Origin of the sequence: Bacteroides sp. BFG-637 (assembly GCF_024793605.1) — a bacterium.
GTDB classification, from domain to species: Bacteria; Bacteroidota; Bacteroidia; order Bacteroidales; family Bacteroidaceae; genus Bacteroides; species Bacteroides vicugnae.
In genome coordinates this window covers 4,499,906-4,523,705 of record NZ_JANUPD010000002.1, presented here as the reverse complement: position 1 = coordinate 4,523,705, position 23,800 = coordinate 4,499,906, and the positions used below count along the sequence as shown (strand labels likewise).

The 23,800-nt window shown below is 41.2% G+C and carries 19 protein-coding genes and 3 pseudogenes; 15 read left to right on the top strand and 7 right to left on the bottom strand.

Annotated features, from left to right (window positions below):
* The first annotated feature begins 84 nt into the window (after positions 1-84).
* Entirely contained in the window at positions 85-1,227 is a 1,143-nt protein-coding gene (locus NXX38_RS17560; RefSeq protein ID WP_258980445.1) for a glycosyltransferase family 1 protein, read from the top strand.
* Between the two features lie 94 nt (positions 1,228-1,321).
* Here NXX38_RS17560 and NXX38_RS17555 read toward each other — a convergent pair whose 3' ends face one another.
* Genes NXX38_RS17555 through NXX38_RS17545 form a run of 3 tightly spaced genes read right to left on the bottom strand, consistent with a single transcriptional unit; the run spans position 1,322 to position 2,662 of the window.
* Entirely contained in the window at positions 1,322-1,771 is a 450-nt protein-coding gene (locus NXX38_RS17555) for an N-acetylmuramoyl-L-alanine amidase (RefSeq protein ID WP_258980444.1), read from the bottom strand.
* Positions 1,772-1,775: 4 nt separating this feature from the next.
* Positions 1,776-2,081, bottom strand: coding sequence for a hypothetical protein (locus tag NXX38_RS17550; protein ID WP_032852146.1), 306 nt, complete (start codon positions 2,079-2,081; stop codon positions 1,776-1,778).
* Between the two features lie 56 nt (positions 2,082-2,137).
* Positions 2,138-2,662: an HU family DNA-binding protein gene (locus tag NXX38_RS17545; RefSeq protein ID WP_258980443.1), complete on the bottom strand. Its 525-nt coding sequence runs from the start codon at positions 2,660-2,662 to the stop codon at positions 2,138-2,140.
* 293 nt (positions 2,663-2,955) lie between these two features.
* Between NXX38_RS17545 and NXX38_RS17540 the strand changes: the two genes are divergently transcribed.
* On the top strand, positions 2,956-3,213 hold the full coding sequence (locus NXX38_RS17540; RefSeq protein ID WP_004311607.1) for a DUF4248 domain-containing protein: 258 nt from the start codon (positions 2,956-2,958) through the stop codon (positions 3,211-3,213).
* A gap of 157 nt (positions 3,214-3,370) precedes the next feature.
* Here NXX38_RS17540 and NXX38_RS17535 read toward each other — a convergent pair.
* The 3 genes and pseudogenes from NXX38_RS17535 to NXX38_RS17525 all read right to left on the bottom strand — a co-directional run bounded on the left by NXX38_RS17535 (position 3,371) and on the right by NXX38_RS17525 (position 6,302).
* Positions 3,371-5,174: pseudogene (locus NXX38_RS17535) on the bottom strand (toprim domain-containing protein).
* Positions 5,175-5,193: 19 nt separating this feature from the next.
* Complete coding sequence (locus NXX38_RS17530) at positions 5,194-5,346, bottom strand: hypothetical protein (protein WP_258980441.1); 153 nt, start codon at positions 5,344-5,346, stop codon at positions 5,194-5,196.
* Positions 5,334-6,302 carry a DUF4373 domain-containing protein gene (locus NXX38_RS17525; protein WP_258980440.1) on the bottom strand — a complete coding sequence of 323 codons (969 nt, stop codon included), beginning with the start codon at positions 6,300-6,302 and terminating at the stop codon, positions 5,334-5,336. Before NXX38_RS17525 ends, NXX38_RS17530 begins: the two co-directional genes overlap by 13 nt.
* A gap of 152 nt (positions 6,303-6,454) precedes the next feature.
* Here NXX38_RS17525 and NXX38_RS17520 point away from each other — a divergent pair, with 152 nt between their 5' ends.
* The 13 genes and pseudogenes from NXX38_RS17520 to NXX38_RS17460 all read left to right on the top strand — a co-directional run bounded on the left by NXX38_RS17520 (position 6,455) and on the right by NXX38_RS17460 (position 21,595).
* Positions 6,455-6,793, top strand: coding sequence for a hypothetical protein (locus NXX38_RS17520; RefSeq protein ID WP_148367282.1), 339 nt, complete (start codon positions 6,455-6,457; stop codon positions 6,791-6,793).
* 75 nt (positions 6,794-6,868) lie between these two features.
* Positions 6,869-7,985 (top strand): annotated as a pseudogene (locus NXX38_RS17515) (glycosyltransferase family 1 protein).
* A gap of 41 nt (positions 7,986-8,026) precedes the next feature.
* The gene (locus NXX38_RS17510) at positions 8,027-8,974 is read left to right on the top strand and encodes a glycosyltransferase (protein ID WP_148367287.1); all 948 of its coding nucleotides are present in this window, start codon (positions 8,027-8,029) and stop codon (positions 8,972-8,974) included.
* A 14-nt stretch (positions 8,975-8,988) separates the two neighbouring features.
* A pseudogene (locus NXX38_RS17505) lies at positions 8,989-10,441 on the top strand (lipopolysaccharide biosynthesis protein).
* Between the two features lie 43 nt (positions 10,442-10,484).
* Entirely contained in the window at positions 10,485-11,609 is a 1,125-nt protein-coding gene (locus tag NXX38_RS17500) for a glycosyltransferase family 4 protein (protein WP_148367291.1), read from the top strand.
* Between the two features lie 25 nt (positions 11,610-11,634).
* Positions 11,635-12,801, top strand: a complete 1,167-nt coding sequence (locus NXX38_RS17495) for a glycosyltransferase family 4 protein (protein ID WP_148367365.1) — start codon at positions 11,635-11,637, stop codon at positions 12,799-12,801.
* Positions 12,798-13,649 carry a glycosyltransferase family 2 protein gene (locus NXX38_RS17490; protein ID WP_148367293.1) on the top strand — a complete coding sequence of 284 codons (852 nt, stop codon included), beginning with the start codon at positions 12,798-12,800 and terminating at the stop codon, positions 13,647-13,649. Before NXX38_RS17495 ends, NXX38_RS17490 begins: the two co-directional genes overlap by 4 nt.
* Before the next feature lie 4 nt (positions 13,650-13,653).
* On the top strand, positions 13,654-14,559 hold the full coding sequence (locus NXX38_RS17485) for a hypothetical protein (RefSeq protein ID WP_258980434.1): 906 nt from the start codon (positions 13,654-13,656) through the stop codon (positions 14,557-14,559).
* 563 nt (positions 14,560-15,122) lie between these two features.
* Complete coding sequence (locus tag NXX38_RS17480) at positions 15,123-15,821, top strand: hypothetical protein (RefSeq protein ID WP_258980432.1); 699 nt, start codon at positions 15,123-15,125, stop codon at positions 15,819-15,821.
* Entirely contained in the window at positions 15,713-16,552 is an 840-nt protein-coding gene (locus NXX38_RS17475) for an LTA synthase family protein (protein ID WP_309569320.1), read from the top strand. Before NXX38_RS17480 ends, NXX38_RS17475 begins: the two co-directional genes overlap by 109 nt.
* An 8-nt stretch (positions 16,553-16,560) precedes the next feature.
* Positions 16,561-17,775 carry a glycosyltransferase family 2 protein gene (locus NXX38_RS17470; protein WP_258980431.1) on the top strand — a complete coding sequence of 405 codons (1,215 nt, stop codon included), beginning with the start codon at positions 16,561-16,563 and terminating at the stop codon, positions 17,773-17,775.
* Positions 17,776-17,795: 20 nt separating this feature from the next.
* Positions 17,796-20,417: an ATP-binding protein gene (locus tag NXX38_RS17465; RefSeq protein ID WP_258980429.1), complete on the top strand. Its 2,622-nt coding sequence runs from the start codon at positions 17,796-17,798 to the stop codon at positions 20,415-20,417.
* A 77-nt stretch (positions 20,418-20,494) separates the two neighbouring features.
* Positions 20,495-21,595: an endonuclease/exonuclease/phosphatase family protein gene (locus NXX38_RS17460; protein WP_258980426.1), complete on the top strand. Its 1,101-nt coding sequence runs from the start codon at positions 20,495-20,497 to the stop codon at positions 21,593-21,595.
* A gap of 353 nt (positions 21,596-21,948) precedes the next feature.
* On the opposite strand, the gene NXX38_RS17455 is transcribed toward NXX38_RS17460, so the two are convergent.
* Complete coding sequence (locus NXX38_RS17455) at positions 21,949-23,508, bottom strand: hypothetical protein (RefSeq protein ID WP_258980425.1); 1,560 nt, start codon at positions 23,506-23,508, stop codon at positions 21,949-21,951.
* Between the last annotated feature and the right edge of the window lie 292 nt (positions 23,509-23,800).

Genomic DNA, 23,800 nt, shown 5'->3' with positions numbered 1-23,800 from the left:
AATATTTATAAAGAAATGAGACTCCCTAGAAACAAAAAACTTATATAAAAGAGAAAAACATCCCCACCACTAAAAAGAAAGAATATGAAAATAGCCATTGAAGCCCAGCGTATTTTCCGCCCCAACAAGCATGGAATGGATTTTGTCGCTCTTGAAACAATTCGGGAACTACAAAAAATGGATCATGAAAATGAATACTTCATCTTTGTCAGTCCCGGTGAAGACAAGTGTCTGGAAAGTTCCGACAACCTACATATCATCGAGCTAAAATGCCCTACTTATCCATTGTGGGAACAGGTAGCCCTGCCGCGTGCAGTAAAAAGCATCAGGCCCGACTTGCTGCATTGCACCAGCAACACGGCTCCTCTGCATTGCCCTGTGCCTCTGGTTCTAACATTGCACGATATAATCTATCTGGAAAAGCGCCAGTCGTCCAGCCTGTCGTGGTATCAGGAGATGGGATGGCATTATCGCCGGTTAGTCGTTCCGCGCATACTCCCCAAGTGTGAGAAAATTATTACCGTTTCGCAGTTCGAACGGAAACGGATTCTTGAAGCGTTACATCTGCCGGAAAAGCAATTAGTGTCTGTATATAACGGTTTCAACAGCCATTTCCATTTGCAGCCCAAAGCTCCGGAAATTACCCGGAAATATATCGATGCAGACGAATATCTGTTTTTCCTGGGAAACACGGATCCGAAAAAGAATACTCCGAGAGTACTGAAAGCGTACAGCGAATATTTGAAAAAATCAACAAAGAAGTTACCATTACTTATTGCCGACCTTAAAGAAGATGCCATTGACCGGATATTGGAAGAAGAAAAGATGATGGATATCAAAAGTTATCTCCGCTTCCCCGGATACATTGCGAATACAGACCTTGCAGCGCTCTACGGTGGTGCATTCGCATTTCTATATCCCTCACTTCGCGAAAGTTTCGGTATCCCGATGCTGGAGGCGATGGCTTGCGGAACACCAATCATTGCAGGAAATACTTCAGCAATGCCCGAAATTGCAGGCGATGGGGCTTTATTGGTTGATCCATTCAATCCCGAAGATATCACGGCAAAAATTTTGAAACTAGAAAATGATGAGACATTCTACCAGCAACAAGTAGAATACGGGCTTAAACGCAGCCAGATGTTTTCGTGGAGAAACACAGCAGAATCGTTATTGAATATATATAAGGAACTTTCTTTATCAAACATATGCCCCGTGTCTAAGTAAGACTCACTGTAAGATAACCTAAGAAACGATAAAACGAGAAAAGACTTGTGACCGAGTATATAAATACTTGTCACAAGTCTTTCTGTAGAGTACATTACATTTTTGAGCAGAATTCTTTCACCTCAAAGCACGGACAAGCCTTGATCCACTCTTCGGGTTCGATCTCTCCGTTTCCGTTCAGGTCCGGACTCAAATCCCGATGTCCGCACACTCGGCAGCCGGGATAATCGCGCAAGAGCGTAAGGATCAATACGTGCATTGAATGAATCTGCCATTCGGTGCGGGTATCGGCAGGGCGACCATGGCAGTCGAGTCCGCCTTCATAGCAGATACCTATTGAATGAGCATTGTATCCCTTTGCATGCGCACCGATTCGTTCAATCTTGCGGGTAGTCTTTATATCTCCATTTTTGCGGATATAAAAATGATACCCCGTCCCGTTGAAACCACGCCGACGGTGGCACACTTCCAAATCTTCTTCCGTAAAATCCCTGTCCGCCCTTGAGGCGGAACAGTGGATCACAATCAAGTTGATGGTTCGCATAAACTCATCCCTCCGTTTCAGCAACCATCTGTACTCGTTGCACACATTCTTTGCTGCTACACTGCAGTGCCGCAGCCTGCGTCAGCTGTCCTCTCAACGAAAAGATCTCCGCATGCATTTCTTTCACTTTCGAACTAAGGTCGAAATAATCTTTCAACACTTTCTCCAACTGCTGCATCAAAAAAGTATATTGATCTTTCACCAGTTCGCTGAACTCTTTCACTTCTTGCGCCATCATCTGGCGCTTCTTGCGACTACTGCCCAGAAAGGGCAGAATCGTCATAATGATTTCGATGATTTTATCTAACATTTTAATAGATTGAGATGATAAATTGATAAATGGAGCACAAAGTCAACCAAAGCAGTTTATGCTGCCGGATCCGGAGCTTCTCCACCGCCGGAATCGCCGTCTCCCTCACCGTCGTCACCGGAGCCGCCACCGCCATCCCCAGCGGCGGATTTCTTATCCGTATACAATTCGAACATCATGTTATTATCCCCTCCACGAGTAGTTGCCGTGCTGTCATTGGCAAGGCGCAATGAGTTGTCGACTTTGAAACGGAGATTGATGCGAGTGATATTTTTCACCGTACAATCCTTTTCCTGTTCCACACCCGGACAGGTCAGCGTGGTATAAAAAATACCCAGCCCATCCACTTTCACCTTATTCCCCGCCACAAGCACTTTTTTCATCGCACGGACAAAGGACTTCATAACGTGCGACACGTCTTCCACCGAAAGCGAGCCGATAGATTCGATTTCCTGTGCCAGTGAATCGATTGAATAGATTTTCGACTCCCCAGCCTTGGGCTTGAGAAGATACATCATCGGTGATTTATCATCACCAAGCCGTTTTCTGCGCTTGTAGCGCACAACTGTAACTGTTGCCATATTAAAAAAATGTTTCTACGAAAAGAAGTACATTCTCCTTTTCTGTTAGTAAAACAAAGATACGACAACAGAATAGCGACCACCGGATTACAACGGACTACAACGGATTCTGCCGGATTAAAACGGATTATACCGGAATATATAGGATTATCTCCTAGTTTTCGAGAATCGGTATTCCTATTATTTTCGATTCTTTTATGAATACACCCGAACATCTGCTCCCAAAATTTGCCTATCCCACTAAAAATGAGTAACTTTACTTCAAATACAGTAATCCAAAAGCACAACTATAAATGAAAACAAAAAACAAGATTCTCCCCGAACAAGAAGAAGAAAAAACATTCCAATACCGCACCTATGGGAAAGGCGAACTTGCCTTGTTGTACCTCCCCAATATCCTGCAACAAAGCGCAGTAGACCGATTCAACGAATGGATCGAAGCTGCACCCGGACTAAAAGAACGGCTCCTGGCCACCGGCATGAATCCACGTAGCAGATACTACACTCCCGCACAAGTAAGACTCATCGTCGAAGTACTCCAAGAACCTTAAATTAGATGATAGGTGATAAATGATAGGTGATAGTTGATTGAGCGACATATAGCTGATAATCGGTAAGCTCTGGCTATTGACATGCTTATCCCGCATAACTATTGTCTATTGCTTATTGTCTGCCATCTATCATTTATCAACTATCACCTATCATTTATCACCTATCCCCCATTAAATCTTTTTCCGGTAGCCAGCAGGAGTTGTCGAACATCGTATTTCGGACACGCTGGTCAACGGAGAGAGAAGGGTCATGAGATTCTTCACAGGGCAGGTATCGTCCGCTTACGGGATCGTAGATGAAGGATACCATTCCACCGACACCGAGATGCTTGAATTTCACCTTGTCCACATATACGCGGGTGACGCCGACCTCCTTATCGCGCTCCACAATGATGCCGTAATCCGCTTTGTTATAGAAATCGGCAGAGCCGTTGATGTCATACATTTCCACACGAGGGGTAATGCCCGTGACAGGGTTACGGTTCATTTTACGAGGATGGACTACGACCACAAGCAGGCAATTATGTTGCACGGCAAATTCTGTGAATTTATTCAACAGGTTGGAAATATATTGCGTTTCCGTCTGTCCCGGCTGCGGGTTGTGGTCAAAACGGTTGAGCGGGTCGAAGACAATGATGCGGCAGCCACGGCGGACAACGAGTTCATGAGCCTTGGCCAGTACACGATCCGGAGAAACATTACCTTTCAGAGAGATATGAGAGACATTTTCAGTCAGAAAATTTTCCGAGTTTGCAAGAAGCCCCTCCGTCATGCCACATCCGTTTTGAAAACGGTGTCCGGTGAGTTTCTCAATCAGTTTGCGGAGATGATAGACGATAGGAGTATTTTCCGGGCTAAAGAACCCGATTTTCCATTGATGCCGCAGGCAAAGACGCAACACTAATTCGTCCACCCATTCGGATTTCCCTGTACCGGGAACTCCGGTGACGTAGACACTTCGCCCACGTTCATACGTGCAGATCTTATCCATTTCCTCCCATCCCGTTTCCGCTCCGGGACCGAAGCCATTGTCGAAAAGAGCCCGCAGGTCGTCATGCAAGTCGGCAGCGGTGAAGATACCTTCGAGCGGAACTTCTGCTGCCTGTTCGATGGCGATACGGAGACTGGCGATACCATATTTACAGAGATGCTCGTTGGCATCTTTGCACTCCGGACCGTAAGTCACCACCCGGCAGCGTTCAGCTCCCAGCCGGTTGATGAGTTCATTGCGCAACCGGATTCCGGCAGAATCGGCGTCGACAGCAATGATGATTTCTTCCAGATCCTCGAAGTGCGTCTCCATGGAAGCGGTCGAGCCAGGAGAGGTTCGAATTGGCTCCGGCCGGCACGGAGATGACACTCTGAAATCCGGCGGCGATGGAGGAAGCAGCATCCAATTCACCCTCGTGGATGATGCAGGAAGTCTGCCCCAGGATGGAGTCGATGTTGTAGGGAATCAGTTCGGCACCCTGCACCATTTTGAAGAGTTTCGGGAGAGCACGAAACTTGGTGTTGATCAGTTGCTCCCCCTCAAAGTAGTTGAAACAGATGCAACGTTCCTTTTTGCCGGATTGCGGCATAAATTCCTCCTGTTCGGTGATGCGCAGGGCGGCTATGACGGACTGCGGGATGCAACGCGTCTCCACCAGCCAACGCTCCGTTTCTTCGGAAAGCGTGGTTTTCGAGACATCAAACACCGGACGCTGGAAATGCTGCGGAATGGCTGCCGCACGACGTTTGCGAGCTGCCGCACGCTCGGCATTCTTACGCTCTTCCACATCATCGGGAACATAGAAATCAGCTCCACAATGGTAACAGTGGCAATGTCCCGTGTCGACGTTGACACGTAGCGAACGGTCGCGCTTGTTTTTCCGGGTAGGAAGACATTTTTTACAAATCGTTTTGAGGACTCCACTCGATTTACCGTGGATGTCGACATCATAGTTGGCAAAATTTCTCATAATTCTTTTCCTTTTTTCATTAAAAAAATAGTTTAAAATAATCATTCACACGCAGAGGACTTACCTGCCGGACGAGTGTCTGCCACCTGACGGACGAGCTTCCGTTACCTATCAGACGAACATCGGCCACCTGCCGGACGAAACCAGCCATCTGCCGGATTAATGCGCCCATCGTTTCTTCACATCATCCCACACAGCCGACGCATCGGGACGTGGCGGCGCATCAGCCGGAATGAGATGTCCCAGATACGTTCGCTGCCCGTCGACGACGCTTTCAAAGTGGTTTACACCCTTGTCGACCGTATTCTCAAGCTCTTTCAGCAAGGTTTCCCTCAACGTGCGGCAAGTAACGGAACCGGCTGCGATATAATTTGAAAAATACCGTTTCACGTCCTCCGGGAAAAGCAGTCCGGCTCCCTTGTCATAAAGGCGGATATGTTTTTTGAAGATTTCCAGAATAAGTTTTTGATGGTCAACAAAGAGCTTTCCCAAACCGGAATGTTGCCCGGCCAGCTCCATATATGACTGGAAAGTAGAAAGTTGATCCACCAACTTTTCCCAAGGCAACACGGGTTGTAACGGACAATGATTGCCTTCATCCGTCAAACGGCTCACACGGGACGTTTTTTTTATATTACTACTGTTATTATTTACAACAGAAATATTTCCTTTACTCTTCTCTTCTTTACTCTCCTCTTCTCTACTCTTCTGGTTTTCATTGGCTTTTCTCCCTTTATCGACGGGCGTTTCAGCACGTTCTACCACCTTTTTCGGACGCCCTCCTTTTTTACCGTTTTCGCTATTCGTTTTCCGCTTCTCTTCCAAGCTTTTCATCACCCTATCCAAGTAGGAAGAACGAAACATCTGCCGTTCCTCATCCACTTCGAAGAGATCGAATTCGCGAAGCACCCGCTCCACCGCCACTTCATCCATATCATACCGCCGGGCCATAGCCTTCAGTAAAACCGGTTTGCACGACGCCTCGTAAGCATCTTTAGTGCGCAGATGCAACAGCAACATCACATAAATTCCGAGTGCTTCCGCAGCATTCATCTCCGACATCATACTGGCAATATTGTCGTCATTCAACAAATTTACCTCCAAATTGAAATACTGATCTTTCTTCATTTTCAATCATCATTTATTCATTATTCCACATTTAATACTTCCGGGGCGCAAAGGTGCGAAATGTATTTTATTCCAGCTATCGCAAAAATGAGAGGGAGATTATATATTTTTTATCAGATCTTTGCCAAAAATTATTAATAACCCCAAACAATATGGATACAAAACGCAACCAAACTTTGGAAGAAATAGAAGAAAATAAAATAGTAAGCGAACATTACCAGAACAGAATAATGCTGATAAAAAAGCTCCTGAATACGTCACAGCTAGCCACAGTAGACCTATGCGTGCATATCAACATCAGTGAAGCCTCCTACTACCGTTACATAAATTTCACCAGTTATATGAAAGCAGACATTTTCATACATGCTTGCCTCTTCCTCAAGCAATATATCGAAAGCAACCACATTCCTTATACCCAAGAAGAAAAACGGCTTATAAAAACATTAGACCTGTTTCAGAGTTCCTCAAATAGTAACTTAAACAGCAATTAAAACACAGAAAAGAAGAAACTTATCATAAGTTTTATTACATTTGCCGATGTAATAAAAGTCTTTAAAACTCAAAAAATGAACGATAGCGAAACAGACAGCCAATCAATAAACGCACTGATCGTTTTCAGAGAAAACGGAGAAACCGACAATCTATTTGTTCCTATCTTATGCGATGCTATCAAAATGGCTGGAATTGATGTGAGATGCTCCCAAAAAAGAATTCTGGGAATCGGACACGACTTATGACATCATCCATTTCCAATGGCCGGAGGAGGTAGTGGGATGGACATGCGAAGACCCCGACGTCATCCGCCGACTGAAAGAACGTATTGCCTTTTTCCGCTCGCGGGGGACTCATTTCATATACACACGGCACAACATCCGCCCCCACTATGCAAATGATATCATCAGCCGGGCCTACGACATCATCGAATCGGAAAGTGACATCGTGGTACACATGGGACATTACAGCCAGACGGAATTCATGCAAAAATATCCCGACAGCCGGAATGTCATCATCCCGCACCACATCTACCAATATACCTACAAGGAAGATATCAGCATAGAGCGCGCGCGCCAATATCTGAACCTGCCACAAGAAGCATTCATCGTCACCGCCTTCGGGAAGTTCCGCAACTGGGAAGAAAGACGCATGGTGCTCGGAGCATTCCGTGACTGGGACGAAGAACAGAAACTACTGATAGCCCCTCGCCTATACCCCTTTTCAAGACGCAATAACTATGGCAGAAATGTCCTCAAGCGATGGACTTCACGAATCGGATACTATATACTCATACCGTTGTTCAACCGTATGTTCAGACTACAAGCGGGAGCCAACGACGAACCGATAGACGAGTGTGACCTCCCTTATTATATGGCTGCCTCTGACGTGATATTCATCCAACGGAAAAATGCACTAAACTTTGTAAATATTCCCCTTGCTTTTCTCTTTCACAAGATAGTCGTAGGACCAAATACCGGCAATATGGGCGAACTTTTAAACAGTACAGGCAATCCGACTTTCAACCCGGATCATAAAACAGATATCATACGGGCACTGAAAAAGGCTTGGCAGTTATCTACTTTGGGAAAGGGAGAAATGAACTATGCCTATGCACTAGAAAACATGAGCATAGATAAAGTGGGCAAACAATATGCCAAAGTATATAGAGATTTGAACAGCAGCTTGTAATGCCACTGCTAGTATCAATAATTTATCAGCATACGAAAAGCATGAAATATAATGAAATAAAAGTCAGTGTCGTCATCCCTGTTTATAACACTGAAAAATATGTTCGTCAAGCAGTGGAAAGCGTGATGTATCAAAGCTTGAAAGAATTAGAAATAATAATTGTAGATGACGGATCGACAGACGAAAGTTTAAGAATAGTAGAAAAATTAGGTGACACTGACAAGCGTATACAAATATATGTACAAGCGAATCAGGGACAATCAATTGCGCGTAACATGGGGATCTCACACGCACACGGAGAATATATCTATTTTATGGATAGCGACGATCTGCTGGAAAAAGATGCTTTGGAACTGTGTTACCATAAATGCAAAGAAAAAAAACTTGATTTCGTCTTTTTTGATGCTTTAGTTTTCTTTGAAAACAACGTTGAAAATGCTCCAACACTGAATTACAAACATACAGAAAAATTAGAAGACAAAATCTATACCGGCCAAGAAGCACTTAAAGTTCAATTACAAAATAAAGAATATACTCCTTCCGTCTGCCTGCACTTTATTCATAGAAATGTTATAGAAAAACATAATCTATCATTTTATCCAGGAATCGTACACGAAGACCAACTGTTTACTACCTTGCTTTATTTACAAAGCACGAAAGCAGCTTGCATTAAACGAACTTTTTTTCATCGTCGTATGAGAAAAGATTCTACAATGACGAGTAAATTCGCAATGCGAAACATAAAAGGATATCTTGTCGTCACAGAAGAGATTCTTAGCTTTAGAAGACAGACTACCGAAAATAAAAACAAAGAAATTATTGATTTATATTTATCCCAAATGCTTGACGCTGCCATGTGGCAAGCACATTCACTCAAATTACCGGAGCGGATCAAACTCGCACGATTGTGCCTGCAAAAATATAAAAAATATGTATCGACAAAAACGATAGGGGCATTACTTTTCAAATTCCTATTTGTAAATCATTAAAAAAACGGTCAACAATGGCTAGCAACATTAAAAATCAACTCCTTTCAGGAGTATTCTATACCGCACTGGCCAAATACAGCGGCATTGTCATTTCTCTTGTAGTAGCAGGAATACTGGCCCGCCTCCTCTCTCCGGACGACTTCGGAATCGTAGCCGTTGCCACTGTAATTATCGCTTTTTTCAGCCTCCTCACCGATATGGGAGTATCTCCCGCCATCGTACAACACAAATCGCTGACAAAGGATGAACTATCAAATATTTTCTCGTTTACCGTATGGACTGGTATCGGAATCAGCATCCTGTTTTTTGCCGCTTCCATGGATGATTGCCGACTATTATGAAAGCGAAATCCTGCGAACACTGTGTCAACTGCTGTCCGTTAATCTATTCTTTGCCTCCGCTACCATCGTACCAGGAGCACTATTCTATCGGAACAAGGAATTCAAATTCATCGCTATCCGTAGTTTCGTTATCCAGATTTCCGCAGGTGCGGCAGCCGTGACCGCCGCCCTCTGCGGAGCAGGACTATATGCACTGATTATCAACCCAATAGTATCCAGCATACTGATATTCGTCATCTCCTACCAACGCTATCCGCAACGACTGCATTTCACGCTAGGCCTGACGGTGCTCCGGAAAATATTTTCCTATTCCGCCTACCAGTTTCTATTCAACGTCATCAACTACTTCAGCCGTAATTTAGACAAATTGCTGATTGGCAAATACATGAGTATGTCCGACCTCGGGTATTACGAAAAATCCTACCGTCTGATGATGCTTCCCTTACAGAATATCACTCAGGTCATCACTCCTGTGATGCACCCCATCTTCAGTGATTTTCAGAACGACAAAGCAAAACTAGCCACCTCTTATGAACGTATTCTCCGATTCCTCGCTTTCATCGGATTACCTCTTAGCGTGCTGCTCTTCTTTACAGCAGAAGAAGTGACGTTGATTATTTTTGGAGACCAATGGCTGCCCTCCGTACCCGTTTTTCGGCTACTCTCCCTGTCCGTAGGAATTCAAATCATACTCTCATCCTCCGGCTCCATTTTTCAGGCGGCAGGTGATACACGAAGCCTATTTGTATGCGGAATGTTCTCGTCTACGCTCAATGTAGCGGGTATACTACTGGGAATATTCTATTTCGGAACGCTTACGGCAGTGGCAAGTTGCATTGTAGTCACATTCACGATCAATTTCATACAATGCTACTGGCAGATGTACCGGGTGACATTCCAGCGAAGTGTCTGGCCGTTCATTCATCAGCTTATTTCTCCGTTAGTTATTAGCGTGCTGATGGCATTAGTCCTCACCCCTATGCAATATGCACTGGATGGAATGAATATTTTTGTGACAATTATCGCTAAAGGTATCGTTAGTTTTATTATCTTTGGCACATATATACAGGCCACGCATGAGTATGACATTATCGGTAAAGTGCGAAGCATCCTGTGTAAGAGATAACTAAAAAGAACAGAATAAACAATATAAGAGACTTGAACAACCAATGAAAGCCTTGTTCCTTATATTCCACGGCTTCGACAAAGCCAACGGAATTAGTAAAAAAATACACTATCAGGTAAAAGCCCTCAAAGAATGTGGGCTAGATGTTCGTTTATGTTATTATGACATAAGCCTTTCTGGTGAACGCCGTTGGATGGTAGACAATGTAGTGATTGCTGAATTGGGACAAGGAATGTTTGCGAAAATTCGCAAACGACTGGGTCTAAACTGCATAGCAAACTACGTACTTCGCGAAAATATACATTTTGTCTACATCCGTTCATATCATAACGCAAACCCTTTCACCATACATATGGTGAAACGTATGAAGAGAAAAGGAGCAAAAGTGGTCATGGAGATACCTACTTTCCCTTACGATCAAGAGTACATCACATGGCCTATGAAATTCAAAAGGCTCACTGATCGTACTTTTCGCCATCGCCTAGCCTCTTTCCTTAATGGAATAGTAACCTTTTCAAACGCTAAAAACATCTTTGGCGAACGAACAATTCGCATATCTAATGGAATTGATTTTGATGCCATTCCTATGAAGAAACAAATGAATGACACGACCCATGAGCTACATTTAGTAGGAGTAGCCGAAGTACACTACTGGCATGGATTCGATCGGCTTATCCGTGGATTAGCTGAATATTATTGTACGAATCCTGACTACAAAGTTTATTTTCATATCGTGGGACCATTATCCGGCGAACGTGAAAGGCAAGAAATTCTTCCCATCATTCGTGACAATAAACTAGAACCTTACGTTATCCTTCATGGGCCACAGCATGACCAGCAGCTTGACGCCATGTTTGAGCAAGCAGATTTTGCTATTGGCAGTTTAGGTCGACACCGTAGTGGTATCACACATATCAAAACTTTAAAAAATCGTGAATATGCTGCACGAGGATTGGCATTCACTTATTCAGAAATCGACGAAGATTTTGATAAAATGCCTTACATTTGGAAAGTATCACCAGATGAATCACCTATTAATATTCAACAGTTAATCACCTTTCAAAAGTCTCTGACTATGACTCCGCAGAATATTAGAGAATCTGTCCGTCCATTATCCTGGACAGCACAAATGAAAAAAGTCATCAATGAACTGGACATCAGACCATAAGATACAATACTTGGAAAATAATCCTATGAATAAAAAAGTAAAAATAGCCTACTGCATCCCCTCGCTCTATTATCCTAGTGGAATGGAGCGTGTACTTACACTAAAAGCAAACTATTTCGCAGAACATTTAGGGTATCACATACATATTATATTGACCGATGGAAAAGGAAAAGAACCTTACTATAAGTTGTATCCCTCCATCACCACACATCAGCTTGACATCAACTATGACGAATTATATGGTCTTTCCTTATTGAAACGAATTCACAGATATTGGAGCAAACAAAAATTGTTTAAAAAAAGGCTGGAGACATGCCTCAATGAGATTGAACCGGACATTACCATCTCTCTCTTACGACGTGATATAAACTTCATCAATAAGATGAAAGACAAAAGCATAAAGCTTGGAGAAATCCACTTCAACAAGTCCAATTACCGGGAATTCAGCGACAACCGCCTTCCTAGTTTCATTCAGCGTGCCGTCAAAAAATACTGGATGTGGCAACTCATCCGGCAGGTGCGACAGCTCAAGCGTTTTGTCGTCCTCAGCCATGAAGATGCTGCCGAATGGACAGAACTCAATAATGTAACCGTAATCTACAATCCACTCCCGTTTTTCCCAAAACAACAATCGGATAATACCCCCAAACAGGTCATTGCCGTAGGCAGATATGTCCCTCAAAAAGGATTTGACCGTTTGATATCTGCTTGGAGCATTGTCAATAAAAAACACCCAGACTGGATTCTCCGTATCTATGGTGATGGTATGCGGAAACAACTTCAGGACCAGATCAACGAACTAGAAATTAGCTCCAGTTGTATTCTGGAGCATAGCACACCGAATATTGTCGATAAATACTGCGAAAGTTCTATCTTCGTCCTTTCTTCGCGTTATGAGGGATTTGGCATGGTTATTATAGAAGCAATGGCATGTGGAGTACCTCCTGTCTCATTTACATGCCCCTGCGGACCACGTGATATCATCAGCGACGGAATAAACGGACTATTAGTAGAAAACGGTAATATAGAGGGATTAGCAGAGAAAATATGCTATCTGATAGAAGATGAAAATGTACGACAAAAAATGGGACAGCAAGCTCGAATGGATATAGAACGTTTCAGGATCGAACCAATCGCAGAACAATGGAAAACATTGTTTGAAAGTATCATTGAAAAAAATAAAAAATTATGAAATGGTATACTAAATATCTGCAAGTTTACGAACAACCTTTCGCTTCAGCGCCAAAGGAAGCAGTAGATTTCGTAAAAACTAAATTGCAGAAATTATCGGAAAACAAACAGCCCTTAGCATCTGTCATTCTCATCTGCTATAATGAAGAAAGACGTTTGCTAAGCTGTTTATGGTCGCTTTGCGACAACATATGTGACTTTCCGATCGAAATTCTGGCTGTCAACAACAATTCTTCCGATCGAACTGAAAGTGTGCTCCAACAGCTGGGAGTCATTTATTTCAATGAGCTTAAGAAAGGACCGGGGCATGCCCGCCAATGCGGATTAAATCAGGCAAAAGGAACATACCATATCTGTATTGACACCGATACCATGTACCCGAACAATTACATCAAGACACATGTAAAAAAACTAATGCAACCAAACGTAGCCTGTACGTTCAGCCTTTGGAGTTTTATTCCTGATGAGCAACACTCTAAATGGGGATTATGGTGGTATGAATCATTAAGAGATTTTTACCTGCGCATTCAAGCCATACAGCGTCCGGAACTTTGCGTACGTGGCATGACATTTGCATTCAAGACAGAATTAGGCAGGCAGCTAGGATTCCGCACAGATATCATTCGTGGTGAAGACGGTTCACTAGCTTTAGCGATGAAACCATATGGAAAACTCGTCTTTATCCATTCTTCAAAAGCACGAGTTATGACTGGATATGGAACAGTAGGAGCCGATGGAGGACTGTTTAACAGCTTTAAAGTGCGTTTTATCAAAGGATTAAAAGGTATTGGAGGAATATTCACCAGAAAGAAAGAATATAAAGATAAAGACAGCAACTTAATCAAATAAGCAAATGAAAATAATAAGAAAAATTATTCTAGTTGTTATTTGTGTAGTATTAATTGACTATATATACCAGTATAATCAATTCCAAAAGTATAATCAGGCTCCATTAATTATCAAGACTCCGGAAGGTAGTAACCAACCCTATCACCCATCAGTAATATACATTCCGGAAGGATGGAATGGATATAAATACTGGATGGCAGAAACTCCATATCCCTTAGGCGAGGATGGCAATTGGAAAGGATTGCCTCCTTATAGAGAACGATGGGAAAATCCATGTGTGCATGTATCTAAAGACGGAATACATTGGAAAGATTTTGAAGACTCTCAAAATCCAATAGATGATTTAGATGAAAACAACATCATCAATAAAGATTATTTTTCAGACCCACATTTAGTCTTTTATAAGGACACTTTAGAGTGCTGGTATCGCATCAGCCATCTAAAAAATAATGCTACTTATATATTACGCAAATATACTCTCAATGGAAAAGACTGGTCTCCCCGAGAGATGATGATAAATCTACAGGATACCTCTATCATAAAAAATGAAACAGGTAATATGGTTATAAGCCCTGTAATACATAAAAGTACTAATGGATATGTAATGTGGTATGTGAACAGTATAGAAAAACCAAGAGAAATCTGTAGAAGTTTTTCTACAGATGGAAAAAAGTGGAGCAAAAAAGAAACATGCCATCTACCTGACAATTCTGTTACTCCTTGGCATATTGATTTAGCATATATAGACAAAAAATATTATCTACTCATATATGATTATGATACTAATAACTTAGTATTATACTCCAGTTCCGACGGCTTATCATTTAACAACAAAAAATATATATTATCCAAAGCTCCAATGCTGGGTTCTTTTTTATTCATATGGTTTATATCGAAGTTCACTTATTAAGGACAATGAAAAATATAAGCTATATTTTAGTGCTTTTGAGAAAAGAACTGCTATAGGGCTAATGGAAGGAAATTCAATAAGCACATTACACGCTACTTCCGTAGAGGGAAAATATATACCTTTCTACAAATTTCCAATTGTATATTTGAGGAATAAAAAACAGTCTCTAAAGGAACTATTTCAATAGCATAATCGAAAACAAACAATACAATTAAGATTGGCAATACCTTTAGCGCATGCAAAAGTATTTACAGATAAAAAAGTGAGATAGAAATATGAATATAAAAGTATTAATCAAACAATTTACATTCCCCTTGTTGTTAATATTGCTGTGCTATATTAATTTACAATATATGCACTACTCAATTCTTATCGACAAGTATTCTCTTACCCCATTCTCATATCTGGAAAATATCATTCATGCTTTTATCGATACATGTCTATTATTCTTTATTCCGCTTTATCTAATTGGGAAAAAGACTTATTTATTTTTCATTCCATATACTATCATTACAATGCTGGTAATCGTAAATGTATCTTATAGTAGATTCTTCTATACATATATGCCTCCAATATTATATGGTGAATTCAACAATCTTGACGGACTATCAGCTAACGTATTTGCAACAATTAGATTCTCTGACATTACAATACTGATAACAACTTTTGCAAGTATCTTATTTTATAAACAATATCATAGAGGTTATTCTGAAATAAAAAGAAAAACACGAAGAATCTTTTCTCTTTACATATTAGGAATTGCATTTATTCTATTGGGAGGATTAACTGCTATTGCGACAATACATTGGTCATCATTAAACTACAAATATGTCCACCCTTTTAAAAATAGTCCAACAGAAAGTATATTCAAATTCGGAATAATTTATGGGACCATTATACAACGTGCATCGAACAACAAACAAGACTGTAACCCAGAAGAAGTGGCAAAACTGGAACCATTCTTTTACGAATCAAAATATAGTATTAAATATCCACCAAGAGAAAATATTATTCTCATTCTTGTGGAATCCTTTCTATCGTTCCCCACAAATCTAAAAATAAATGGAATAGAAATTACTCCTACTCTCAACGAATTAGTAGAAAAAGGAGCATACTACAATAATAACATGACTTCTCAGATACAATTAGGTGAATCGAGCGACGGACAATTCACATACCTCAACGGACTTACACCCAAAAAAAAGGTGTTACCATCTACGATTATTTTAATAATACTTTCGTATCCTTTCCAAAACTTTTAAAGAAACAAAAACCTGGAATCGAATGTAGAATGGTTATTCCTACTTCATCAAAAACGTGGAGACAAGATGGAGTATGTATCCAATATGGGTTCGACAAACTCTATTCACGAAAGGAATATACATTGAGTAATTATAAAGAAAATTGGTTAAATGATAAACTTCTTTTTGAATATGCAGCAAGCATAGACAAAAATAGCAAACAACCTTTTTTCTCACTTATCCTCACATCATCAACGCATTCTCCATATACCAAAGTATTTGAAGACTACCTAATTCCATTCCCTGACACATATTCAGAAGAATTAAAAAATTATCTATCTAATGTGCATTATATGGATAAATACTTAGGTAAGTATTTGAATTTCTTAAAAGAAAATCATCTTTACCACAATTCTCTAATTATAATAGCCAGCGACCATTCCATTTCAAATGACTGGCTTAAATCCAAAGAAGAAGATAATGTTTCTTTTCAAATCCCATTGTATATTGTAAACTCTCCACAAAAGATCGACAAAAAAAGCGATTATGCTATCACGCAAGCTGATTTATTTCCAACCCTTCTTGATTTGGCAGGTATTGATTCTAAATGGAGAGGAATCGGAAATAGTTTACTTTGCCCTGATTCTATTTTGAACACAGAAAAAGAAAAAAAACGAATAATATATAGAGAAAAAATTTCTGATATTATATTAGATAGTGATTATTTTAAAGGAAAAGAAATAACTAAATAAATATAGCTATGAACGAAACCATTACCCCTTGTCTTGAAATTATTTTCTGGCTTGCCCTGTTCGTTGTGTTCTACACCTATTTGGGCTACGGAATTGTGCTTTATATTCTTGTCAAGTTGAAAGAGCTTTTCGTGAAGCCTGTGAAGTGTTCGTTGCCGGCATCGGACGCAGATCTGCCGGAAGTTACCCTCTTCATTACGGCATTCAACGAAGAAGATGTAGTGGACGAAAAGATGGAAAACAGTCTTGAGCTGGATTATCCTGCGGACAAGCTGCACATCGTATGGGTGACGGACGGAAGCGACGACGGTACGAACGAACGACTGCAGACCCGTTGGCAGGGAAAAGCGACCGTATATTTCCAACCGCTCCGGCAAGGTAAGACGGCTGCAATGACACGTGGAATGACGTTAGTGGACACTCCGCTCGTTGTCTTTACGGATGCCAACACGATGGTGAACCGGGAGGCCATACGAGAAATCGTGCTTGCTTTTCAGGATCCGAAAGTGGGCTGCGTGGCTGGTGAAAAACGGATTGCCGTGCAAACCAAAGACGGGGCGGCTGCCGGTGGTGAAGGTATTTACTGGAAATACGAATCAACCCTGAAAGCACTTGATGCACGACTCTACTCTGCCGTAGGGGCAGCAGGCGAACTGTTTGCCGTGCGTAACGAGCTATTCGAAGCGATGGAACCGGATACGTTGCTCGACGATTTTATTCTTTCACTCCGGATCACAATGAAAGGTTACACCATCGCTTATTGTACGAATGCTTATGCCATCGAAAGTGGTTCGGCAGATATGCGAGAAGAAGAAAAACGGAAAGTGCGCATCGCTGCGGGAGGATTGCAGTCTATCTGGCGGCTTCGTCCGTTGCTGAATCCTTTCCGTTACGGGATACTTAGCTTTCAATATACGTCGCACCGGGTATTGCGATGGTCTATTACTCCGTTCCTGTTGTTTGCCCTCCTCCCACTGAATATTGCGATTCTGCTGTTAGGCGGTTCCACGATCTTTTACGGAGTGCTGCTTGCCATGCAGGTTCTTTTTTACGGGTTAGGATATGGGGGATATTACCTATCTACGAAACAGATAAAAAACAAGTTGCTCTTTATCCCCTACTACTTTTTATTCATGAATATCAATGTGCTGAAAGGCATTCGCTATCTCAAGAAGAAAAAAGGAAGCGGAGCTTGGGAGAAGGCGAGGCGTGCCGAAAAGTAAGAACAAATAAAAAAACAGACATGGACAGAATATTACATGATGCGAATAACGCACAAAGAATATTGAAACTGATGGCAGATACAATGCTATTGGTTGACAGGCATGGCGTCTGCGTAGACATTGAGCCTCATTGTGATCTATGGTTTCTGCAAGAGGATATACTTTTAGGAAAAAATATATTTGAGCTTTTACCGGAATATACAAGAGAGAGGGTGATACCCATCTTTCAGATTGTACTCGAAGAGCAGCGAAGCATCAGCAAGAACTTCAAGCTGGTACTGAATGATGAAATTTTCTACTTCAAATGTCTCATGTTTCCGTATGACGGCATGGTGCTTTGCCAATATCGTGACATCACGCAAAGAAGTAACGTGAAACGTCAGTTGGAGCAGGCGAATCTTACTCTAAGGGCCATCCAGAAGGTTGCCCAGATAGGACAATGGACATATAATACGAATCAGAACGTTTTCCATTATTTGGGTTATACAGGCGTTTTGTGTGAGGAAAGTGTGCAGAATCTCGCCATTGAAAAATATGTGGAGCTGATTGTAGAAGAAGACCGTCAGAGTTTCAGGGAATGGTGTCGCATGAACGGGAAGGAACTCAACATGGAGAGCATCAGCTATCGTGTGCGCCTGAACGGGGAAATCTTCTATATGCGTATCCAGACTTATCTGCGTGAAGAGTGCTCCGACGGTAGTTTCAACATCGAAGGGTATATTCAGAACATCACGGACATACAGCATCGCCGAAATGACATCAACACGCTGACGCACGCTATCAACAATGCCAAAGAAAGTATCTTTGCCGCCAAGCCCGATGGCACGATCATCTTCGCCAACCGTCGTTTCCTGCACAATCATGGTATTCCCGAAAGTGAGGATATCAGTCAGTTGAAAATCTACAACATCGCCGCAGATATGCCTACGCAAGAGGCTTGGGACAAACGCTGCAAAGATGTCATACATGGTGGCAGCAGTAACTTTATGGCTCACCATCCGTCGAAAATCAATAGAGAGATATTGGCTTACGAATGTACAATGTACAACGTTACCAATGATTCCGGTGAAGAGAGTTACTGGTCGTTTGCCCATGATATTTCCGAACGGATCCGGTATGAGGCCCAAATCAAACGGCTGAACCAAATCATGGATACGACGATCAACAATCTCCCCGCGGGGATTGTTGTAAAGGAGATCAATAATGACTTCCGGTACATTTACCGGAATCGGGAGGCTTACAACCGTGATCTTTACAAGAACGATCCTGTCGGCAAGAATGACTTCGATTTCTATCCGCCTATCGTGGCCGAGAAGAAGAGACAGGAGGATATTCAAGTGGCCACCAGCGGAAAAGGTATGCACTGGACGGTGGAAGGAAAGGACCGGAACGGAAACCTGATTATCCTCGACAAGCGGAAGATCCGGGTGGACGGAGACGAATTGTCTTCGCCTATGATCGTCAGTATCGAATGGGATGTCACGGAACTGGAAATGATGAAGCGGGAGCTACTGTCTTCGAAGGAAAAAGCGGAAATGTCTGATAGTTTGAAATCGGCTTTCCTTGCCAATATGAGTCATGAGATACGTACTCCGCTGAATGCTATTGTGGGGTTCTCGCATCTCATTGCCGAAAGTGATGATGCGGAAGAACGAAAGACGTACTACAACATCGTAAACGCGAACAACGAGCGTCTTTTGCAACTCATCAACGAGATTCTCGATCTCTCGAAGATTGAATCGGGGACTATTGAGTTTTCTTTCGGACCTGCCAGTCTACATAATCTCTGCCGGGAAGTGCACGATGCGCATATATTCCGTACTCCGCAGGGAGTGAGTCTTGTCTATGAGCCTTCGGACGAGAGTCTGGTGATTGAAACGGACAAGAACCGGGTGTTCCAGGTGATTTCGAATCTGATTGGGAATGCTGTTAAGTTTACGAAAGAAGGAAGTATCTGTTATGGTTACAAGCTGGTGGATAACCAGATTGTTTTCCACGTAACGGATACAGGAACGGGAATTGAACCGGAGAAAGTGGGACGTGTGTTCGAACGTTTTGCCAAGCTGAACAATCATGCACAGGGCACTGGATTGGGATTATCTATCTGTAAATCTATCGTTGAGCGTCTCGGGGGCAAGATTTCCGTCAGCTCCGAATTTGGTAAGGGAACGACGTTTACATTTACTCTGCCGTATACGGTTGCAGAATCTGTGAGCGTAGATTCGGAGAAAAAGAATGGTGATGAGACGAGTGAAGGTATGAGCAGTGCTGCAAATACACGGCATGCCTGTATTTTGGTTGCCGAAGATACGGACAGTAACTTTGATTTATTGGAGGCTATCTTAGGTAAGGAGCACCGGATTATACGTGCACATGACGGAATGGAGGTTGTCACGATGTTCGATGAGGTGAAACCTGATCTTATCCTGATGGATATCAAGATGCCGAATTTGGATGGATTGGAGGCTACGAAGATCATTCGGGAACTGTCTGCCACTGTGCCTATCATTGCTCAAAGTGCCTTTGCCTATGAGCAGGACCGGAAAGCGGCGAAGGAGGCCGGATGCAACGATTTTATAGCTAAACCGATAGTGGATGATAAGCTAAAAGCTATGATTCATAAATGGCTGTCGCCTCCGTAAAAGGGCACATATTGTAGAGTACATATTATATAGAAAACGATTTAATAGTGATATAATTACCCAATAATTCAGATTAGATGAAAGCCTTTTACAGACTGTTTTATTACATATCCATCGTGCTGACCAGTATTTTGGCAGGAGTTACCATTGCGGGCGCCTTCGTAGGTAATACCGCACCGGATAGTTTCAAATTTATGCCTTTCATCGGTTTGATATTACCGATACTTTTGTTGGCTAATCTTGCTTCTGTCATTTACTGGACAATCCGTTGGCGGTGTTGGGTTTTCATCCCTCTGATTGCTATATTTAGTAACTGGAGCTATATTAGTTGTGTGATTCAATCTCCTTTTTTCAGCCCGGCTTCGGCTCCAATGGTCAAAATGAACGCGTATACTCCTGGTATTCTAACTGTTGCTACTTACAACGTTGATGCTTTTAATCATGAGCATACCGGTTATTCATGCAAAGAGATAGCCTCTTACATGAGAAATCTGCAAGCAGATATTCTCTGTTTTCAGGAGTTTGGCATTAACGATGAGTTTGGTGTAGACAGTATAGCTGCGGTTCTTTCTGATTGGCCGTATCATTTTATTCCTATTTCTCCCGAGGGAAAACATTTGTTGCAGCTGGCTGTTTTCAGCCGCTACCCCATCAAGGAGGAGAATCTTATCGTCTATCCTGATTCGAAAAATTGCAGTCTCTGGTGTGATATTGAGATTAATGGCCGTACTATCCGCCTGTTCAACAATCATCTCCAAACAACGGAAGTGAGCCAGAACAAGCGCAAACTGGAAAAGGGACTCCGCACGGATGATTCTCAAAGGGTGGAACGTGCTGCTTTGGGATTGATTGACGGATTGCATGAGAATTTCCGGAAACGTGCCGCACAAGCTGATATCCTAAAACAACTGATAGCTGCCTCCCCCTATCCTACTATCGTCTGCGGTGACTTTAACTCTCTGCCGTCTTCGTATGTTTATCACACTGTAAAAGGTGATAAGTTGCAGGATGGTTTTCAGATGAGCGGTCATGGGTATATGTATACTTTCAAGTTTTTCAAGCATCTGTTAAGAATCGACTATATTCTCCATTCACCGGAACTGAATAGTACGGACTACTTCTCTCCGGATCTTAATTATAGCGATCATAATCCGGTGGTGATGAGGGTGAAGTTATAATTTACATATAAAAAACAATCATATTATAGTATAAGTAGAAAAAACTTACGACTACAAGTTTTTGCAATCATTTATAAAATTCAATAAGATACCTTCTCAAAAGAATACCATTTATTTTTACTAACTTCCAAGAGAGCTACATACTAAAGTATGAATCTAAAATTTAAAAGACATAATAAATGAAGGACAAAGACTATAAAAGGCTACTCTTTATCCTTCAAATTATAGAAAAAATTCCTAGCACAATAAGTTTAAATAAAACAGAAAAAGGATAGATAGGAATATTTAATTTAATTCTTTCCGCCTTTAATTTTTACTATTCTCGCTATAAAATGCTATATTCATCAATATTGCTAACATCCAATATATGTATCTCCTTCTAACGTCATTGCAAATGATTTCATTATAATAGACGAAGGAGCGCCATTCTTTGGCGATACTTTTATAGTAAAACGTAAAACTGGATCTTCCTTAAGAAACCATGAATTACCTAAATCATCAAAACGTGCACTAAGAACTGTTAAAGGATTCACCTCACCATTCCATAGTATATCCTGCCTCACTATTTCAACATCTGCAAGATTATCCACTTCAGGATTTATTACCAGCAAATCAGAATAATCAAATCTTGTCGGTAATATATAATAAATTCTATAAGAAAACATTGTATCTCCATAAGGTCCTTCAAATTCAGAACGTTCACATTCTGGATAAACAGTATATATAGGTTTTTTAACCATATTAAAAACACCCAAATTTTTATTATATAATGGTATATAACCAACAGCATCAGAAGATATTTTCGTGCCTGGTATCCAAAATGTCATAGGAGTAGAAGGGAATGCTCCTCCTTCTCTGCCAGTTCCAGTTAATGTCATATTGACCTTCATTGTCATGCTTATTGGAGTCTCAGTACTTCCCCCACCAATAATAGCACTAAGTAACTTTATAGCAGCACTAGGCAAATCTCCTCCTGCAGCAGACAATGCACTTGATATTCCTTTTGATAAGTCTTTAAAAATAGATTTACCTAATCCTAATTTATTCTCTCCTGTATCTGCATTTATTGTATTATGAGTAATAAAATCTTGTCCAATCCCAGCAAGTACTCCTGTACCTACTACCTTTCCAACACCAATTAATGGAGTGAATAAATCAGGTCCAGATACTCCTCCTATTATGCCATTCAATTTACCGACTGCTGTTCCACCTAACTCCACTTCTTGAATATTATAATAATTTAAGTTCCAATTTAATTGAGCTTCATTATATGGAACATTCATTAAATTGGGATCAAAAGCCATTTCATATTGCATCATATACCATCTATTTGCAGCTAAAGGTAATGAACCATCAAATGGAGCTGGTTGTATTTGTACATAATGAGTATTTATTTTATCAACATCAACCACTTCTTGCCCTAAAAAGCTTAATAAACTAGTTGTATGATTAGAAACAACAGAAATTCCATCTTGGATATATGAAGAGGTAGTAACAAATGGGGTTGTTAAATATAAATATACACGCATTATTCCTCGGTACTTATTATAAAGTATAAAATAAGGATTTACCAAAGGAGCAGTTACATTCGAATCGAATGTATTATACAATAATTCCCATCCATCAAAAGACTTTCTATCGTTAAGAACGTCAAGTCCATAACTCCCAGCCAAACTTCCTTGCCCTATCCAAGGGACAGGAATTCGAGACTGCATTGAAGGAGTAGGCATCCAATCTATATTTTCCCAATCAAATGAAGGAGTCGGCACAGCTCGTGTTTGAACATTCGTCGCATTAACGTTATCATTAAACTCTTCGAATTCATTGTCACTACAACTACCAACAGAGAAACCTATAAAAAGGCTTAGAACGAACAAATAAATAAAATACAAAGGACTAACAATTGCTTTCATTATGTTCTAGTTTAAAGTTAATGACTTGATATGAAAAACAAAATGTCGATTGAATACGACAATAGAGAGAGGTTTTTATATTTCCATAGGCTATTTGTTTATGTGTCTTTCAAATATAAGGAATAAAACTGACAGCACAAAGATAAAAGCAACTTATTTTAAAACATAGACATATAATATACATGTAAATAATAAACTCGGCAACAGATCTATATATATACTCCACTTTATTCTTATAATATAAAGAAAGCCGAACAATTAAAAGATTGCCCGGCTTTCTTTATTATGATAT

Bases quoted from the DNA above. Each gene is read 5' to 3' on its own strand.
- NXX38_RS17560 (WP_258980445.1), top strand. From the start codon at position 85: ATGAAAATAGCCATTGAAGCCCAGCGTATTTTCCGCCCCAACAAGCAT.
- NXX38_RS17555 (WP_258980444.1), bottom strand. From the start codon at position 1,771: ATGCGAACCATCAACTTGATTGTGATCCACTGTTCCGCCTCAAGGGCG.
- NXX38_RS17550 (WP_032852146.1), bottom strand. From the start codon at position 2,081: ATGTTAGATAAAATCATCGAAATCATTATGACGATTCTGCCCTTTCTG.
- NXX38_RS17545 (WP_258980443.1), bottom strand. From the start codon at position 2,662: ATGGCAACAGTTACAGTTGTGCGCTACAAGCGCAGAAAACGGCTTGGT.
- NXX38_RS17540 (WP_004311607.1), top strand. From the start codon at position 2,956: ATGAAAACAAAAAACAAGATTCTCCCCGAACAAGAAGAAGAAAAAACA.
- NXX38_RS17530 (WP_258980441.1), bottom strand. From the start codon at position 5,346: ATGGGCGCATTAATCCGGCAGATGGCTGGTTTCGTCCGGCAGGTGGCC.
- NXX38_RS17525 (WP_258980440.1), bottom strand. From the start codon at position 6,302: ATGAAGAAAGATCAGTATTTCAATTTGGAGGTAAATTTGTTGAATGAC.
- NXX38_RS17520 (WP_148367282.1), top strand. From the start codon at position 6,455: ATGGATACAAAACGCAACCAAACTTTGGAAGAAATAGAAGAAAATAAA.
- NXX38_RS17510 (WP_148367287.1), top strand. From the start codon at position 8,027: ATGAAATATAATGAAATAAAAGTCAGTGTCGTCATCCCTGTTTATAAC.
- NXX38_RS17500 (WP_148367291.1), top strand. From the start codon at position 10,485: ATGAAAGCCTTGTTCCTTATATTCCACGGCTTCGACAAAGCCAACGGA.
- NXX38_RS17495 (WP_148367365.1), top strand. From the start codon at position 11,635: ATGAATAAAAAAGTAAAAATAGCCTACTGCATCCCCTCGCTCTATTAT.
- NXX38_RS17490 (WP_148367293.1), top strand. From the start codon at position 12,798: ATGAAATGGTATACTAAATATCTGCAAGTTTACGAACAACCTTTCGCT.
- NXX38_RS17485 (WP_258980434.1), top strand. From the start codon at position 13,654: ATGAAAATAATAAGAAAAATTATTCTAGTTGTTATTTGTGTAGTATTA.
- NXX38_RS17480 (WP_258980432.1), top strand. From the start codon at position 15,123: ATGCCTCCAATATTATATGGTGAATTCAACAATCTTGACGGACTATCA.
- NXX38_RS17470 (WP_258980431.1), top strand. From the start codon at position 16,561: ATGAACGAAACCATTACCCCTTGTCTTGAAATTATTTTCTGGCTTGCC.
- NXX38_RS17465 (WP_258980429.1), top strand. From the start codon at position 17,796: ATGGACAGAATATTACATGATGCGAATAACGCACAAAGAATATTGAAA.
- NXX38_RS17460 (WP_258980426.1), top strand. From the start codon at position 20,495: ATGAAAGCCTTTTACAGACTGTTTTATTACATATCCATCGTGCTGACC.
- NXX38_RS17455 (WP_258980425.1), bottom strand. From the start codon at position 23,508: ATGAAAGCAATTGTTAGTCCTTTGTATTTTATTTATTTGTTCGTTCTA.